The following is a 16,593-nucleotide window of genomic DNA, read 5'->3' as shown; positions in this document are numbered from 1 at the left end:
ACCGTGGAGCTGATCGACAGCCACACTCATCTGGATTTTCCGGACTTCGACGAGGACCGCCCGGCGCTGCTCGCCGAAAGCCGCGCCCTCGGGGTGCGGCGGATGGTGGTGCTGGGGGTGTATCAGGGGAATTGGCAGCGGGTCTGGGACCTGGTGCAGAGCGATCCCGATCTGCATGCGGCGTTCGGGTTGCATCCGGTGTATCTGGATCAGCATCGTCCTGAAGACTTGTCCGAACTCGGTGCCTGGCTGACCCGCTTGGCGGGTCATCGGCAATTGTGTGCCGTGGGCGAAATCGGTCTGGATTACTTCATCGAAACCCTCGACCGTGAGCGCCAGCAAGCGTTGTTCGACGCGCAACTGCAACTGGCGGTGGACTTCAATCTTCCGGCGCTGATTCATGTGCGGCGCAGCCATGCCGCGGTGATTGCCACGCTCAAACGGTTTCGATTGAAACGCGCGGGCATCATTCATGCCTTCGCTGGCAGCAAGGAAGAGGCGCGCGAGTACATCAAGCTTGGTTTCAAACTCGGCCTGGGCGGTGCCGCGACCTGGCCGCAGGCGCTGCGCATGCACCGCGTGCTCGCCGAGCTGCCCCTTGAGTCGGTGGTGCTGGAAACCGACTCACCGGACATGGCGCCCGCCATGTTTCCCGGCCAACGCAACAGCCCGGCGCATTTGCCGGCAATCTGCTCGGCACTGGCGGGGATCATGTCGATCAGCCCTGAACAATTGGCTGCCGCCAGCACGGCCAATGCCTGTGAGCTGTTCAACTGGTAATCCGCCTTGCACAAAACCCTGTGTGAGCGGTGTTTTCAGACCCGGAACGCGCTGATCAGCTGTTTGAGTTCCACCACCTGGGCCGACAGCGCACGGCTGGCATCCTCGGTCTGATGCGCCCCTTCGGCGGTGCGTTCACCCGCGCGGTTGATCTCGACGATGTTCTGGTCGATGTCGTGGGCCACTGCGGTCTGCTGCTCCACGGCTGCGGCGATCTGTTGGTTCTGGTCGACGATCATGCCGACCGCGCCGAGGATGTTTTCCAGCGCCTGCTGGACCTTTTCCGACTGCCCGACGGTGCCATCGGCCACTTGGTGGCTGACGCCCATGGCTTTCACCGCCGCGCCGACACCATTTTGAAGCTTGGTGATCATCTGCTCGATTTCTTCGGTCGATTGCTGGGTGCGCTTGGCCAGGGTCCGGACCTCATCGGCCACCACCGCAAAACCACGCCCCTGTTCACCGGCCCGAGCAGCTTCGATCGCGGCGTTGAGCGCCAGCAGGTTGGTCTGCTCGGCGATGCTTTTGATCACTTCCAGCACGCGGCTGATGGATTGGCTGTCGCTGGCCAATTGGTTGACCACCCGCACCGACTGATCGATCTCACTGGCCAGTTGCGCGATGCTGCCCTGCTGGGACGCCACCAGGCCGCGACCGCTGATGGTCTCGTCGTTGACACTGTGAGCGCTGCTGACCGCCGCGGCGGCACTGCGCGCCACCTCAAGTGAAGTGGCCGACATCTGGTTCATGGCTGTGGCGACCTGCTCAATCTGCGAGCGCTGCCCCGCCACCGCCTGGTTGCTCTGGGCAGACACACTTTCGACCTGCCCAGCCTGGCGCTCGACCTCATTCACGGTTTGGCCAACGCGTTCGATCAGGTCATGGATTTTCTTCACGGTGCCGTTGAACACCTCGCCCAACTCGCCCAACTCATCGCGGCTTTCGGCGCGGAACGTGACGGTCATGTCGCCCGCTGCGACTTTGTCCAGCGTCGCGCCGAGGCGTTTGAGGGTGGTGCGGGTCGAGGCGTAGAAGCCGCCGTAGAGGTAGAAAATCAACACAAACACCACCGACAGCGCCACGGCCTGCAAGACCATATGGGTGCGATTCTGCTCCAGTCGCTGCTGCAACTGAGTGCCGAGAAAAGTCAGAGTGGCTTCGTTGAGTTGGTAGGTCTGTTCCATCAGGCTGGTGACTTGGTCGTAAAAAGCCTGCCACGGCGCATCGAGGGTGTCGGCCATCACCACCTGTTCTTCGAACAGTTCACTGGCCTTTTTCAGCGAGGCCTTGCTGCTTTCGGCCTGTGCCGCCAGGGTTTCACGCGCAGCCTTGCTGGAGCCCAATGCGTCATTGAGCTTGAGACTGTACTCACCCTGGAGCTTTTCGATTTGCGCCAGCAGCTCATCGAATCGGGTGCTCGACGACGAATTCAGAAAACCTTGCCCCAGCGAATAGGAACCCATCGCCCGACCGTCGCCCAGAAGCTGAGTAACAGGCGGAGTGACGTTGGTAATGAGCTCGCTGAGCTGACGCATGTCGCTTTGACTGTCGCGACTCAGACCGGCTTGAGTGGCGATGATCTGGCTGAAAATCTGCGCGTTGCCGAGCAGTTTGCCGATCAGCGCACTTTTACTTTGCAGGGATGTTTCCGCTTGCTGGGCCTTGAACGCCGCGATCATTTCATCGCGCTTGCCATCGAACACCGTGATCTGCTCCGGGTCCGTGGTCATCGCCATCAGCCCTTGCAGGCGAGCCAGAACACTTTGTTCCAGGGCGCTGATCTTGGTCTCGACATTGCCGGCCTTGCCGGACTGGCCGAGGGTGACGTTGATCTGCACCAGGTTGTTCAGTGTTTCCAGATCACGCCGCAGGGTCAGGCTGCTGCCGAGCAGGTCAAGGCTTTGCAACTCGACTTGGGTGCCCTGGAATTCACGATAGGAATCGCGAACCAGATAGAAGTTGGTCACCAGCATCGGCACGAGGAACAGCACACTGATCAGGCTGAACTTCATGCCGAAGCTCAGGCGATTCATCAGCGCGACGGCGGGATAGAGCAAGCTCTTCACTGGAAGTCTCCCTTTTGATTCTTATTTTTATTGGCAGGCGCAGGTCGACGGCAGATAGCCACTATTCAGCGCTATCCCTGTATAGCTTAAATCGGCAGGGGGTTTTGTAACTTAAGGTTAACGGCAGGATGCGCACTTGGGACGATTGATATCCCTGTGGCGAGGGGGCTCGCCCCCGCTGGGTCGCGAAGCGTCCCCCAGCGTTCGTTCTGTGAAACCGAATCGCAGGTTTTACGACTGCTCCGCAGCCGAACGGGGGCAAGCCCCCTCGCCACAATGGTGTTCACTTCAGCGCTACGGCAACACTGTCCACAACGCAAAACCGGCGTACCAGAGCACCGCCGCACGCAGCAGCAACTCCCAGATCCGGTCGAGGCTGTTGATGCCATCCGGTCCGACGACCGGTGCGGGAATTTCACCGGCCACCAGCCCGACCTTCTCGATCAACTGAGCGGCGCTGATGTTCCAGTTCAGCAGTTCATGCAACATCACCCGGCTGACCGCCACAAAGTTTCCGACCAGCGCGAAACTGGCCGCCAGCAGACGCACCGGCACCCAATCAAACGCGTGACGCAACTGCGCCGCGCGTTCGACCACGGCCGGGTTCTGCCCGTGTTCTTCGGCCAGCGCCAGCAGCCGGTAGCTAAGGGCGGCGACCGGGCCCAGCACGAAGTACCAGAAAATCACCGCAAAAAAGCTCTGGTAAGCCTCCCACAGCAAATGGCCTTCAACCCGCTCAAGCAGTTGCTCGCCGCTATCGGCGCAGATGTCCAGGTCGCGCTTCGCCACATGGGCAGCCGCTTGCAGGTCTTCCCGGCGCCAGGCATCACGAAACGGCCCAAGGCCGGCCAGCAGATCGCCGCGACCCAGACTGTAAATCACCACCAGCAAGTGCACCGGCAACGCCAGCAACCCATAGGCCACTGGTTCCAGCACCACCAACAACAAACCCAACAGCGCTACCGGCAGCAACACCAGCACCACCAATATCAGCCATGGCTGATCGATCAGACGCGGGCTGACTTCCAGCTTGTTCAGCTCACGCACCCAACCGCCGTCACGTTGAACCCGATGGCGCAGGGCCGAGAACTTCTCGATCCAGACAGCCAACAGCAACACCAGAAAACTCATTGTCCTTCCTCTTGTTCCAAAGCGGCTTTTGCCAGGGCGGCGCGATAGCGTGCCCAGTCGAACGCGGGTCCCGGGTCCGTCTTGCGCCCCGGTGCGATGTCGCTATGCCCACAGATGCGCTGCGGTGTGATCGCCGTAAACGTGCTTTGCAGCTGTCGGGTCAGCTTGGTCAACGCTTGATACTGAGCATCGGTAAAAGGCAAATCATCCGTGCCTTCAAGCTCGATGCCCACGGAAAAATCATTACAGGTGTCCCGCCCCTCGAAACTCGAGACACCGGCGTGCCAGGCGCGCTCCAGACAAGAGACAAACTGAGTGACGGTACCGTCACGTTCGATCAGAAAGTGCGCAGACACCCGCAGGTCAACAATCCCTTCAAAGTAGGGATGCTCCGTGACATCCAGACGATTCTGGAAAAATTCCTGCACCTTGCCGGTGGCAAACTGCGCTGGCGGCAGGCTGATGTTGTGGATCACCAGCAGGGAAATTTCGTTCGAGGGGCGCGCATTGAAGTTGGGCGATGGGCATACACGCACGCCCTGACACCAACCGCTCGCGGGGTCCAACTGCATACAGGTTCCTTCAACGACGACTGTGTTGGCGCCCAGTATGCCGCGATAGACCCTCGGGGCGCGATCACTTGCCGCGATTGAGACGCCGCAGATTACCCAGCACCGATTCCAGCGCCCGGTCGAACAGCAACGTGTCGTCCAACGCCCGCACCGCGCCACGGCGAAATTCCAGGGCCAGGCCGGTGCGGCTGCGCTCCAGCACTTTCATGCCGGTGCGGTCGACGAAGATGTATTTCCCGGTGGCTTCTATGATTGCAGCCAGCTTGCAGCGCAGGGTGTTTTCATCGTCTTCCTGGAACTCGACCCAACTACCCGGACGCAGTCGATCGACCTGAAGCAATCCGACATCGTCTGCAGGCAACCGCACCGACACAACATCTACCGGGCCCTCGTCGGCGGTTCGCAGCACGATGTGCTGCAGCACTTCGACCATCACCGGCGGCTCGATGGACTGTGCAACTGCCTGGCCCGGACGCTCGAACAGTTGCACGTGCAAGGTTTCCAGCTCACTGAAAAATTCACTGGTGGCAAACGGATCGAACGCCGAGCGGCTCAACCCGTCGCGCAAGGCCTTAAGCAATCCGGGCACCAGCGCCAATAAACGCAGGCCGGCATCGGGCTCGTCATGGCGCTGCACGCTCCAGATCAATTGCTCCATGGTCTGCACATCGGCCTGCCATTGAGTCGACGCATCACCGTGTTTGAGGCAGGTCAACAACAGCACTTTGCCCCAGGCGTCCTGGACGAAAACCACCACTCCTTGGGGTAGCACTTTGCCCAACAACGCCTGATTCAGCGCCTGCTCGACACGCTGGCGCGCCAGTTCGGTCCGGGCTCGGCCTTCTTCGGCGTCACGGGTGCGCTGCTCCAGCAATTCACTGCGGCGACGCTCATCACTGGTGAACGTGAGAAAATCGGCGAGCAACTCGGAAAAGATCGCCGGATCGTCAGCAAAGTCGTTCAACAGGCGCTGCACTACTTGTTCAATGCGCACGTACAGGCTGTCACGCTCATGGTCGTCGCACGCTCCCCAGCCCATTGCGGCAGCGGCGATTTCGTTGAGCAGGCGCCGGGCCGGGTGGCTGGCGCGGCTAAAGAAGCTCTTGTCGAGCACCGCAACCTTGAGCATCGGGATCTGCAATCGACCGATCAGCGCCTTGAGAGAGTCCGGCAAGTTGCGGTCATCAAGGATGCATTCGAAGAGCATCGCAATAAGGTTGATCACGTCTTCGTCAGCTACACCGACCACGCGCGATTTGCCGCTTTTGACGCTGACCCGGGTCAGCAGTTGTTCGAGCTGATTGCGCAGATCGAAGTCGTCCTGGGTCGCCAGCGCCGGCACGTATTGCTGCAAGTGCGAGAGCAGGCGCAACAGGTCGCGGGTGGAAATGGGTTGGGTCTGGGTGCTGGCGTCGAGGGTCGGTGCGACGCTGCCGCGCACATGCAACAACAGTTCCTGCAACGCGGCAAAGACTTCCTGCACGCCGTCGTCGATCGGCGTCTCGCCTGAATGGATGCCGACTTCGATTGGTTCGGCATGCGCGCTGGCGGCTGCATGATCGCTGGCTCGCCGCGTGGGAGCAGGCTTGAGGTCGGGCAACACGCCGGTAGCGATGAGCAGTTGATTGGCTTCAGCGTACAACTGATCCGCGCTGCTGAGCACGTAGCGGTCGAACAGCTTGAGGATGATCAACTTGACCTTGATCTCCACCCCCAGGTTGCGCCAGGCCTGCAAGAAATACTCGCAGAGCCTTTCCGGTCCCAACGGGTTGTGCTGATTGTCCAGCGCCTTGCCCAGCAGAGCGCTGAGTCGGGCCGTCAGTTGGTCAAGGGCAAAGCCGTCGCGATTCAGCACCTTGCTGACCATGGCCTCCACCGCGACGCTACGCTCCAGATCGTCATTGGGCAAAGCATCGGCATCGACCACCAATGCCTGAGGCAAGGCTGCCTGGGGGTTGTCGTACTGCGAGAGGCTGACGAACGCCTCGAAAAATTGTTCGAGAAAACCGCGCTCGATGCTTTTTCGCTTGAGGCGCAAGTCGCGCATGGCTTCGAAGAAGAGGTTCTGCTCGACGTCGTTGCGGGCGCGATCGGCCATTTCGAACAGCGTGTCGTCAGCGTTATCAAACAGTTCCTGTAAACCGTGCCTGAGCTGTTGAGTGGCCTTGTCGCGAACCTGAAGCAGAATCACCGGCAGGCGGGCGAGCGGCGATTGCGTCGCCTGTTCGGTAGTCGCCTTGTGCAAAGGCACTACATTCCCGTCATTGTGCATCCAAGCCTCCTGAAACGGTGATTCTGCGAATAGTCGTTAACCCAAGAGCACGTCAAAGCCATGACGTCAAAAGCAAGGCGGATTATCTGGTAAAAGAGCCTCGATGTGCCAGCAGACTCTGTGCTCCACATTGAAATAGACGCGTAGGGAAGACGCCGACTCAGGGCCGATGATTCAAGGGAATCGACCAAATGCAGGTGTGCAGGCCACGGGAACGCCTTTGATGCCTTGGGTTGCCTCACGCCATGGCCCTATAATCGGGCCACTTTGTTTGTGGAGCCCGTTATGCCGAATCTACGTCTCGCCGATTTGACCGCCGAAATCGAAGCCAACGTGCGCCGTGCGTTGCTCGAAGACATCGGCAGCGGCGACATCACCGCGCAGCTCATCCCCGCCGAACGCCTGGCCAAAGCCACCATCATCACCCGCGATGCCGCGGTCATTGCCGGCACCGCATGGGTCGATGCCGTTTTCCGGCAGCTTGATCCACGGGTCGCGGTGCACTGGCAGGTGCGCGATGGCGAACGAGTGAATCCCAATCAGGCGCTGTTCCACCTCGAAGGCCCGGCACGGTCACTGCTGACCGGTGAACGCTGCGCACTGAATTTCCTGCAATTGCTCTCGGGCGTGGCCACTCGCGCGCAATACCTGGCGGACTTTGTCGCCGAGACTCAGGTGAAGCTGCTCGATACCCGTAAAACCCTGCCAGGGCTGCGTCTGGCGCAGAAGTACGCCGTGACCTGCGGCGGTTGCCACAACCACCGCATCGGCCTGTACGACGCCTTCCTGATCAAGGAAAACCACATCGCCGCCTGCGGTGGCATTCCTGAAGCCATTAACGCTGCGCACAAGATCGCCCCGGGCAAGCCGGTGGAGATTGAAGTGGAAAGCCTGGATGAGCTCAAGGAAGCCCTGGCGGCGGGTGCAGACATCATCATGCTCGATGAGCTGAGCCTGGAGGACATGCGTGAAGCGGTGCGCCTCAACGGCGGCAAGGCAAAACTGGAAGCCAGCGGCGGTATCAACGAAAGCACGCTGCTGCCGATCGCCGAAACCGGGGTGGATTACATTTCGATTGGTGCAATGACCAAGGATGTGAAGGCTGTCGACCTGTCGATGCGTCTGAGCCTCTGAGCCTCTGAGAATGAAAAAACGCCAGCCTCATTGAGGCTGGCGTTTTTGTCACACCACCAGATTGTTCATCTCGCAGTACTCTTCCCACTCGACGCCCAATACCTCGGCCGCCTCCTTGTGCAGCACCAGGCGCGCAGCCTCGAACTCTTCAGGGGTCGAGGTGTACTTGAGCGTCAACTCCCACGGCTGCAAGCCCTGGGATTCCGCCTCATCCTCGAATGCCCACTGGATCTGGTCTTTCTGATCGTCGGCTGGCAGGTCCTTGATCTCTTCGGCTAGCTGGGGCGAATCCAGCAGGTACTTTTTCAGCGCTTCTTCGTGTCTGGCTTCTTGAGTCAATTCTTTAACGGTCATGGCGTTCTCGCTGATCTGGGGAATGGAAGATGGATCTGGATCATCAAGGATCTCTCTGACGCAAAAAACCGTTTGAAGCCCGGTTTGTCTGGCCTTCAGAACCATTCGGGGATCATCTGAAAACTGCAAAGTGGTACGTGTGCAACGTTCGAATATAGGACGTTTGGTCGACGATTTATATGGACTTTTACATCAAATCTACAAAAAAACCTTTGATCGGACTTTCTGAAAATTTCCAGTCGCTACCCGGGAACAACGTTCAAAAGGTAAAGTCATAGCGATGTGCCATCTAGGCACGTCACAAGGAACCCGTGATGCGCAATTTTTCCAAGCTTTCGTCCATCCTGTCTGCAACCGGCATGGCTGCCCTTCTTCTCGGCAGCCTGGCACTGCCCAGCACCGCTCAAGCCAGTCTGGAATACAAACCCGACAGCGCTAATTCTTCCGATAAATTCCTCGTTTTCCACAACTATTACGGCACAAACGTGATGGTCAGATCCGACGTCAGTATCGAGGAGGTGGAAACATTACAAAGAGTTGTAAAAACCAGTACGGCTGATCTGGAAGAGCTGAAGAAAACCGTCACTGCACAGGCGCGGCTCATCGAAGAGTTGAAAAAGAACACGGTGTCCGGTTCGAGCTCGACTGCCAGCGAAGTGGACAAACTCAAGCGCACCGTCAGGGACCAGGAAACGGCGCTGAAAAACCTCGCCAAGGCCATGGACGAACTCAAACGCAGCAGCGGCTCGAGTTCCAGCGCCAGCGCCGGCGAAGTTAATGACCTCAAACGCACGGTCAGTGATCAGAACACCGGTTTGGTAAACCTCGCCAAGGCCGTGGACGAACTCAAACGCAATAGCACCTCGAATTCCAGCTCCAGTTCCAGCGAAGTCAGCGATCTCAAGCGCACGGTCAGCGAACAGGACAACGGACTGAAAAAACTCGCCAGCCAGATGGACGATCTCAAGCGCAGCAGCAGCTCGAGTTCCAGCTCGAGTTCTAGCTCCAGCGAAGTGAGCGATCTCAAGCGTACGGTAAGTGAACAGGAAAGCGGACTGAAGAAGCTCGCCAGTCAGATGGACGAACTGAAACGCAGCAGCGGTTCGAACTCCAGTTCAAGCTCCAGCTCCAGCGAAGTGAACGACCTCAAGCGCACTGTCAACGAACAGGAAAACGACCTGAAACGGCTTGCCAGCCAAGTGGAAGACCTCAAGCGCAGCGCCGGTTCGAACTCCAGCTCGAGCTCCAGCGACCTGTCCAGCCTTAAGCGGGAAGTCAGCGATCAGGACAATCAACTGGATCAGCTCAAACGCACCGTGGAAGACTTAAGCAGAAAGGTGAAGTAACAGATAATTTTTGCCCGAGACAGGAATCGAACCTGCGACCTTCGCGTTACGAGTGCGCTGCTCTACCAACTGAGCTACACGGGCGGTGAGCTAAACCTAGCACAGCTTTCACGAGTCGCAACCGCAAGTCCGTTTCGGTTAATGGCAGATAAAAAAATGCCCCGCAGTTTTCACTGCGGGGCATTTTTTATAACGTCGAAACGGTCAGGCTGGGGTGATTAAACGCCCGAAGCCTTGGCCGCTGCTACGTCTTTGATGGACAGCTTGATACGGCCGCGGTTGTCCACGTCCAGTACCAGAACTTCCACTTCCTGGCCTTCTTTCAGTATGTCGGTCACTTTCTCAACGCGAGCATCGCTCAGCATCGAGATGTGAACCAGACCGTCCTTGCCTGGCAGGATGTTGACGAATGCGCCGAAGTCGACGATGCGCTCAACCTTGCCGACGTAGATCTTGCCGATTTCAGCTTCTGCGGTGATGCCCAGAACGCGCTGACGTGCTGCTTCAGCCGCTTCCTTGGTTTCGCCGAAGATCTTGATCGAGCCGTCGTCTTCGATGTCGATCGAAGCCTTGGTCTCTTCACAGATCGCACGAATGGTCGCGCCGCCTTTACCGATGACGTCACGGATTTTGTCGGTGTCGATTTTCATCGCGATCATGGTCGGAGCGTTTTCCGACAGTTCGGTACGCGACTGGCCAATGATCTGGTTCATCTGACCGAGGATATTCAGGCGCGCTTCCAGGGCTTGGCCCAGAGCGATTTCCATGATTTCTTCGGTGATGCCTTTGATCTTGATGTCCATCTGCAGCGCGGTCACACCTTTGGCGGTACCGGCTACTTTGAAGTCCATGTCGCCCAGGTGGTCTTCGTCACCCAGGATGTCGGTCAGGACGGCGAACTTCTCGCCTTCTTTAACCAGACCCATGGCGATACCGGCAACCGGTGCCTTCATCGGAACGCCGGCGTCCATCAGGGCCAGGGAAGCGCCGCAGACCGAAGCCATGGAGCTCGAACCGTTGGACTCGGTGATTTCCGATACAACACGGATGGTGTACGGGAACACGTCAGCAGCAGGCAGCATGGCTGCAATCGAACGACGGGCCAGACGGCCGTGACCGATTTCGCGACGACCAGCGCCACCCATGCGACCACACTCACCTACCGAGAACGGAGGGAAGTTGTAGTGCAGCATGAACGGGTCTTTTTTCTCGCCTTCCAGGGTGTCCAGCAGCTGTGCATCACGGGCGGTGCCCAGTGTTGCAACGACCAGCGCCTGGGTTTCGCCACGGGTGAACAACGCCGAACCGTGGGTCTTTGGCAGCACACCCACTTCGATGTTCAAAGGACGTACGGTCTTGGTATCGCGGCCGTCGATACGTGGCTTGCCGTTAACGATGTTTTCGCGAACGGTGCGATATTCGATTTCGCCGAAAGCTGCTTTGACTTCGCTGGAGGAAGGCTGGCCTTCTTCACCGGACAGCTTGGCAACCACCTGGTCTTTCAGTTCGCCCAGACGAGCATAACGGTCGGCCTTGATGGTGATGGTGTAAGCCTGGGAGATCGCGTCGCCGAACTCGGCACGGATGGCGCCCAGCAGAGCGGTGGCTTCTGGCTGCGGAGCCCAGGTCCAGGTCGGCTTGGCAGCTTCAGCGGCCAGTTCTTTAACAGCGTTGATCACCACCTGGAACTCGTCGTGAGCAAACAGTACCGCGCCCAGCATCTGGTCTTCGGTCAGCTCTTTGGCTTCCGATTCAACCATCAGAACAGCTTCCGAAGTACCGGCAACGACCATGTCCAGGCTCGAAGCTTTCTGTTGTTCGTAAGTCGGGTTCAGCAGATAGCCGGTGCTTTCGTGGAACGCAACGCGGGCAGCGCCGATCGGGCCATCGAAAGGAATGCCGGAGATAGCCAGCGCAGCCGAGGTACCGATCATCGCAGCGATGTCCGGATCGGTCTTCTTGCTGGTGGATACGACGGTGCAGACAACCTGCACTTCGTTCATGAAACCTTCAGGGAACAGCGGACGGATCGGACGGTCGATCAGTCGGGAAGTCAGGGTTTCTTTCTCGGAAGGACGGCCTTCACGCTTGAAGAAACCGCCAGGGATCTTACCGGCAGCGTAAGTCTTTTCCTGGTAGTGAACGGACAGAGGGAAGAAGCCCTTGCCTGGATCGGCTTGCTTGGCGCCGACCACAGTCACCAATACGCTGACGTCGTCGTCAACGGTGACCAATACTGCGCCGGAGGCCTGACGGGCGATACGGCCAGTCTCGAGGGTAACGGTCGACTGACCGAACTGGAATTTTTTGATTACCGGGTTCACGGTGTCCTACCTTCTTTTGTGGCTCTTGGGGAACTTGTCTTCTTGCGAAATTCTTGGGCAATGTCGGGAATCGGCCCAACGCCTGTCCAGGGTAAAACGACTATCCAGATAAAACTTGAGGCTGGGAGCCTGCCATGCGCCCGCGGGAAACCCGCTGACACACAGCAAACAACCAACCTCTAGCGCAATCGCTTATTAGCGACGCAGACCCAGGCGACCGATCAGAGCCTGGTAACGGCCCAGATCCTTGCCTTTCAGGTAGTCCAGCAGCTTACGGCGCTGGTTTACCATGCGGATCAGACCACGACGGGAGTGGTGATCTTTACCGTTGGCCTTGAAGTGACCTTGCAGCTTGTTGATGTTGTGGGTCAGCAGTGCAACTTGCACTTCTGGCGAACCAGTGTCACCAACAGCTTGCTGGTAGTCAGCTACGATTTGAGCTTTTTCTTGAACGTCGAGAGCCATGAGGCAATCCTTTTATCAGGAAACCATCCAGAGGACGATTTCAACAGGCCAGGGACAAATCCCTGTATCTAAAAATGAGTAGTGACCGTGCCTGTTAACAGCCACCCTCGTCCGGTCATTCTGACCGAATCAGTCGACGCGGCGCGATGCGCCCGTCTTCGCTCACTTCACCGATACCGATGAAGCGACCGTTGTGATCCTGTACCCGTACCATGCCGAACTTCGGTGCATCCGGGGCTCGTACCGGTTGGCCGTTAAGCCAGTAGAACGAGCTGTGCTCCGAGAACTGCAACAGCGGCCAATCCAGCAGGCCGCTGTCCGATGGCATCAGGAAGCGGTCGACCGCTTCGTTGCCGCCTTCGGCATGTACTGCTTCCAACTCTTCAAGCGTGACCGTCTGCGCCAGCGTGAAAGGCCCGGCCTGGGTACGTCGCAATTCAGCCACGTAAGCGCCACAACCGAGTTGCTCACCGATATCCTCCACCAGGGTGCGAATATAGGTGCCTTTGCTGCAATCCACCGCAAGCCGCGCAGTATCACCCTCAAAGGCCAGCAATTCCAAGCGCGCAATAGTAACAGAACGCGGTTCGCGCTCCACTACTTCGCCTGCACGGGCCAGCTTGTACAGCGGCTGGCCATCACGCTTGAGCGCCGAGTACATCGGCGGTATCTGACTGATTTGCCCGCGAAAATTCGGCAATACAGCTTCGACATCGGCGCGACCAACGGTCACCGGGCGTTCCTGCAAAACTTCACCCTCGGCATCGGCCGTGGTGGTGGTCTTGCCCAGTTGCGCCACGGTTTCATAACCCTTGTCGGAATCGAGCAGGTATTGCGAAAACTTGGTGGCCTCACCGAAGCACAACGGCAACACGCCGGTGGCCAGCGGATCGAGACTGCCGGTGTGTCCGGCCTTCTCGGCGTTCAGCAACCAGCGAACCTTCTGCAACGCGGCATTGGAGGTAAACCCCAACGGCTTGTCGAGCAGAATGATACCGCTGACGTTACGACGGATACGTTTGACCTGAGCCACCGATTACTCCTTGGCGTCTTCGGGTTCAGCCGCTACCGGGTGCTGATTGTCTTCAGCCACCGCACGCTCGATCAGGGCCGACAGATGCGCTCCACGCACGACGCTTTCGTCGTAGTGGAAGTGCAGCTGAGGAACGCTGCGCAACTTCATTTCGCGAGCTAACTGCATACGCAGGAAACCGGCGGCGGAGTTGAGCACCTTGATGCTTTGTGCGATGTCTTCGGCGTTGTCCTGCCCCATCACGGTGATGAAGATCTTGGCGTGACCGACGTCACGGCTGACTTCAACAGCGGTAATGGTGACCAAGCCGACGCGCGGGTCTTTGACTTCACGACGGATCAGCTGTGCCAGCTCACGCTGCATCTGATCGCCGATACGTTGGGTACGGCTGTATTCTTTTGCCATGTCTTGTTACCTGTTACTGCCCCACGGTGAAACCCGAGGGGTCTGAAAGCGGCAAACGCCCGGCCTGACAAAAGCCAGACCGGGCGTTGCGTTTAGAGTCCTGACGCTGTGCCGCGCATTTGCATGCGGCGGCTTGGCGTGGCCCTTGAAGTGCGCGAGTTAGAGGCTGCGAGCAACCTGAACCTTCTCGAAGACTTCGATCTTGTCACCGACTTTGACGTCGTTGTAGCTCTTCACACCGATACCGCATTCCATGCCGGCACGTACTTCGGAAGCGTCATCCTTGAAGCGGCGCAGGGATTCCAGCTCGCCTTCGAAGATAACGATGTCTTCACGCAGTACACGGATTGGACGGTTACGGTGAACAACACCTTCGATAACCATGCAACCGGCGATCGCGCCAAACTTCGGCGAACGGAACACGTCACGCACTTCAGCGGTACCCAGGATGTTCTCGCGAACATCGCTGCCCAGCATACCGGTGAGGGCTTTCTTGACGTCTTCGATGATGTCGTAGATCACGTTGTAGTAACGCATATCCAGACCTTCCTGCTCGACGATCTTGCGAGCGCCAGCATCGGCACGCACGTTGAAGCCGAACAGTACAGCGTTGGAGGCCAGTGCCAGGTTAGCGTCGGACTCGGTGATACCACCGACGCCGCCACCGACAACACGCACTTGCACTTCGTCGTTACCCAGGCCGTTCAAGGCGCCGTTCAACGCTTCCAGCGAACCACGGACGTCGGATTTGAGGACGATGTTAAGCGTCTTCTTCTCTGCCTGGCCCATGTTTTCGAAGATGTTTTCAAGCTTGCCGGCGTGAGCACGGGCCAGTTTGACTTCGCGGAACTTGCCTTGACGGAACAGAGCCACTTCACGGGCTTTCTTCTCGTCCGACAGCACGCTCATCTCGTCGCCAGCGTCCGGGGTACCGTCCAGGCCGAGAATCTCGACAGGGATGGAAGGACCGGCTTCTTTGATTGGCTTGCCGTTCTCGTCGAGCATGGCACGTACACGGCCGTAGTTCGAACCGACCAGCACCATGTCGCCTTGGCGCAGGGTACCGTCTTGAACCAGAACGGTTGCAACCGGGCCACGACCTTTGTCGAGACGCGATTCAACTACAACACCACGGCCAGGAGCCGAAGGCGTCGCTTTCAGTTCCAAAACTTCGGCTTGCAGCAGAACAGCTTCGAGCAACTCGTCCACGCCGGTACCGACTTTCGCCGAAACCGATACGAACGGGGTGTCGCCGCCCCACTCTTCAGAAGTCACGCCGTGAACCGACAGTTCGCTACGGATGCGATCGAGATCGGCGCCCGGCTTGTCGATTTTGTTCACAGCAACTACCAGTGGAACACCGGCGGCCTTGGCGTGCTGGACAGCTTCAATGGTCTGCGGCATCACGCCGTCGTCCGCTGCAACTACCAGGATCACGATGTCAGTCGCCTTGGCACCACGGGCACGCATTGCGGTAAACGCAGCGTGACCCGGGGTATCAAGGAAAGTGACCATGCCGCGATCAGTTTCAACGTGGTACGCACCGATGTGCTGGGTGATACCGCCGGCTTCGCCAGCAGCTACCTTGGCACGACGGATGTAGTCGAGCAGCGAGGTCTTACCGTGGTCAACGTGGCCCATTACGGTCACAACCGGTGCACGGGAGAACGACTCACCTTCAAACTTCAGGGACTCGGCCAGGGAATCTTCCAGGGCAGTGTCACTAACCAGGGTCACTTTGTGGCCCAGCTCTTCAGCAACCAGTTGGGCAGTTTCCTGATCCAGTACCTGGTTGATGGTCGCTGGGGTACCCAGTTTGAACATGAACTTGATGATTTCAGCAGCCTTGACCGACATCTGCTGGGCGAGATCGCCAACAGTGATGGTCTCGCCGATCTGCACATCACGCACAACAGGACCGGTTGGGTTCTGGAAACCGTGAGCGTTGCGTTTCTTCAGCTTGGCCTTGCCGCGACCACCACGACGGAAGCCATCGCTTTCTTCGTCGGTAGTACGTGGCGCAACACGTGGAGCAGGCGCTTTCTCTTTAACCGAAGCACGATGTGGAGCGTTTTTGCGCTCACCATCGCCACTGCCACGACGATTGTTATCGTCGGCACGTGGTTTGTCCGGACGGCGCTGTTCGTTCTGCTTGTTGCGAACGTCAGCAGACGGAGCTGGAGCAGCGGCTACAACCGGTGCGCTTTCGCGTACTGGTTCGGCAACTGCAGCAGGCGCTGCAACGGCGTCGTTAGTAGCGGATTGCGCAGCAGCAGGCTGGCGACGCGCTTCTTCTTCGGCGCGACGCTTGGCTTCTTCTTCAGCCTTCTGACGAGCAGCATTTTCTACTGCGCGACGTTCGTCCAGTTCGCGTTTGCGCTCGGCTTCGATTTCTTCCGGGCTGCGCTGTACGAAAACTTTCTTTTTACGGACTTCAACACTGATGCTTTTGCTGCCAGCAACACGCAGGGTGCTGGTGGTTTTACGCTGCAGTGTGATCTTGCGTGGTTCTTCCACTTTCGCCTTGTGGCTGCTTTTCAAGTGAGTCAGCAAAGATTGCTTCTCACTGTCAGTCACATGTTCTTCGGCGGCGGTGTGCGGCAGACCTGCCTCACGCATCTGCTGCAACAGGCGCTCTACCGGTGTTTTGACCTCATCGGCCAGTTGTTTCACCGTGACTTGCGTCATGCACTTCTCTCCTCAGGCCGCGC

13 protein-coding genes and 1 tRNA gene are annotated in these 16,593 nt (G+C 58.4%); 3 read left to right on the top strand and 11 right to left on the bottom strand.

Annotated features, from left to right (window positions below):
- The first annotated feature begins 3 nt into the window (after nt 1–3).
- Nucleotides 4–780, top strand: coding sequence for a TatD family hydrolase (locus DJ564_RS05080; protein ID WP_109627922.1), 777 nt, complete (start codon nt 4–6; stop codon nt 778–780).
- A 35-nt stretch (nt 781–815) separates the two neighbouring features.
- On the opposite strand, the gene DJ564_RS32745 is transcribed toward DJ564_RS05080, so the two are convergent.
- The 4 genes from DJ564_RS32745 to DJ564_RS05060 form a co-directional block, all read right to left on the bottom strand.
- Entirely contained in the window at nt 816–1,520 is a 705-nt protein-coding gene (locus tag DJ564_RS32745; RefSeq protein ID WP_371922074.1) for a methyl-accepting chemotaxis protein, read from the bottom strand.
- A 1,620-nt stretch (nt 1,521–3,140) separates the two neighbouring features.
- On the bottom strand, nt 3,141–3,977 hold the full coding sequence (gene ampE, locus DJ564_RS05070) for a regulatory signaling modulator protein AmpE (RefSeq protein WP_109627920.1): 837 nt from the start codon (nt 3,975–3,977) through the stop codon (nt 3,141–3,143).
- Complete coding sequence (gene ampD, locus DJ564_RS05065) at nt 3,974–4,549, bottom strand: 1,6-anhydro-N-acetylmuramyl-L-alanine amidase AmpD (RefSeq protein ID WP_109627919.1); 576 nt, start codon at nt 4,547–4,549, stop codon at nt 3,974–3,976. The genes ampE and ampD overlap by 4 nt, the downstream gene beginning before the upstream one ends.
- A gap of 64 nt (nt 4,550–4,613) precedes the next feature.
- Nucleotides 4,614–6,821: a DUF1631 domain-containing protein gene (locus DJ564_RS05060; protein WP_109627918.1), complete on the bottom strand. Its 2,208-nt coding sequence runs from the start codon at nt 6,819–6,821 to the stop codon at nt 4,614–4,616.
- Between the two features lie 285 nt (nt 6,822–7,106).
- On the opposite strand from DJ564_RS05060, the gene nadC reads away from it, so the two are divergent.
- Nucleotides 7,107–7,955, top strand: a complete 849-nt coding sequence (nadC, locus tag DJ564_RS05055) for a carboxylating nicotinate-nucleotide diphosphorylase (protein ID WP_109627917.1) — start codon at nt 7,107–7,109, stop codon at nt 7,953–7,955.
- Between the two features lie 48 nt (nt 7,956–8,003).
- Here nadC and DJ564_RS05050 read toward each other — a convergent pair whose 3' ends face one another.
- The gene (locus DJ564_RS05050; protein ID WP_059403417.1) at nt 8,004–8,309 is read right to left on the bottom strand and encodes a DUF6388 family protein; all 306 of its coding nucleotides are present in this window, start codon (nt 8,307–8,309) and stop codon (nt 8,004–8,006) included.
- A 314-nt stretch (nt 8,310–8,623) separates the two neighbouring features.
- Here DJ564_RS05050 and DJ564_RS05045 point away from each other — a divergent pair, with 314 nt between their 5' ends.
- Nucleotides 8,624–9,655 (top strand): hypothetical protein, encoded by a 1,032-nt coding sequence (locus DJ564_RS05045; RefSeq protein WP_109627916.1) that lies wholly within the window; start codon nt 8,624–8,626, stop codon nt 9,653–9,655.
- 11 nt (nt 9,656–9,666) lie between these two features.
- Here DJ564_RS05045 and DJ564_RS05040 read toward each other — a convergent pair.
- The 6 genes from DJ564_RS05040 to infB all read right to left on the bottom strand — a co-directional run bounded on the left by DJ564_RS05040 (nt 9,667) and on the right by infB (nt 16,570).
- Nucleotides 9,667–9,739: transfer RNA gene (locus DJ564_RS05040), tRNA-Thr, on the bottom strand.
- 134 nt (nt 9,740–9,873) lie between these two features.
- Nucleotides 9,874–11,979 carry a polyribonucleotide nucleotidyltransferase gene (gene pnp / locus DJ564_RS05035; RefSeq protein WP_010463478.1) on the bottom strand — a complete coding sequence of 702 codons (2,106 nt, stop codon included), beginning with the start codon at nt 11,977–11,979 and terminating at the stop codon, nt 9,874–9,876.
- Nucleotides 11,980–12,174: 195 nt separating this feature from the next.
- On the bottom strand, nt 12,175–12,444 hold the full coding sequence (gene rpsO / locus DJ564_RS05030) for a 30S ribosomal protein S15 (RefSeq protein ID WP_003176135.1): 270 nt from the start codon (nt 12,442–12,444) through the stop codon (nt 12,175–12,177).
- A 115-nt stretch (nt 12,445–12,559) separates the two neighbouring features.
- A complete protein-coding gene (truB, locus tag DJ564_RS05025; protein ID WP_109627915.1) occupies nt 12,560–13,477 on the bottom strand; it encodes a tRNA pseudouridine(55) synthase TruB in 918 nt (305 codons plus the stop codon).
- A gap of 3 nt (nt 13,478–13,480) precedes the next feature.
- The gene (rbfA, locus tag DJ564_RS05020; protein WP_007942872.1) at nt 13,481–13,882 is read right to left on the bottom strand and encodes a 30S ribosome-binding factor RbfA; all 402 of its coding nucleotides are present in this window, start codon (nt 13,880–13,882) and stop codon (nt 13,481–13,483) included.
- 159 nt (nt 13,883–14,041) lie between these two features.
- Nucleotides 14,042–16,570, bottom strand: coding sequence for a translation initiation factor IF-2 (gene infB, locus DJ564_RS05015; protein ID WP_109627914.1), 2,529 nt, complete (start codon nt 16,568–16,570; stop codon nt 14,042–14,044).
- Between the last annotated feature and the right edge of the window lie 23 nt (nt 16,571–16,593).

The organism is Pseudomonas sp. 31-12 (genome assembly GCF_003151075.1).
In the GTDB taxonomy this organism is placed as follows: domain Bacteria; phylum Pseudomonadota; class Gammaproteobacteria; order Pseudomonadales; family Pseudomonadaceae; genus Aquipseudomonas.
This window is presented reverse-complemented; position numbering and strand designations above follow the sequence as displayed.

What these genes read in the sequence shown, in the direction of transcription:
- rpsO (WP_003176135.1), bottom strand. Translation starts at nt 12,444, where the DNA reads ATGGCTCTCGACGTTCAAGAAAAAGCTCAAATCGTAGCTGACTACCAG.
- nadC (WP_109627917.1), top strand. Translation starts at nt 7,107, where the DNA reads ATGCCGAATCTACGTCTCGCCGATTTGACCGCCGAAATCGAAGCCAAC.
- ampE (WP_109627920.1), bottom strand. Translation starts at nt 3,977, where the DNA reads ATGAGTTTTCTGGTGTTGCTGTTGGCTGTCTGGATCGAGAAGTTCTCG.
- rbfA (WP_007942872.1), bottom strand. Translation starts at nt 13,882, where the DNA reads ATGGCAAAAGAATACAGCCGTACCCAACGTATCGGCGATCAGATGCAG.
- DJ564_RS05060 (WP_109627918.1), bottom strand. Translation starts at nt 6,821, where the DNA reads ATGCACAATGACGGGAATGTAGTGCCTTTGCACAAGGCGACTACCGAA.
- DJ564_RS05045 (WP_109627916.1), top strand. Translation starts at nt 8,624, where the DNA reads ATGCGCAATTTTTCCAAGCTTTCGTCCATCCTGTCTGCAACCGGCATG.
- DJ564_RS05050 (WP_059403417.1), bottom strand. Translation starts at nt 8,309, where the DNA reads ATGACCGTTAAAGAATTGACTCAAGAAGCCAGACACGAAGAAGCGCTG.
- ampD (WP_109627919.1), bottom strand. Translation starts at nt 4,549, where the DNA reads ATGCAGTTGGACCCCGCGAGCGGTTGGTGTCAGGGCGTGCGTGTATGC.
- DJ564_RS32745 (WP_371922074.1), bottom strand. Translation starts at nt 1,520, where the DNA reads ATGTCGGCCACTTCACTTGAGGTGGCGCGCAGTGCCGCCGCGGCGGTC.
- infB (WP_109627914.1), bottom strand. Translation starts at nt 16,570, where the DNA reads ATGACGCAAGTCACGGTGAAACAACTGGCCGATGAGGTCAAAACACCG.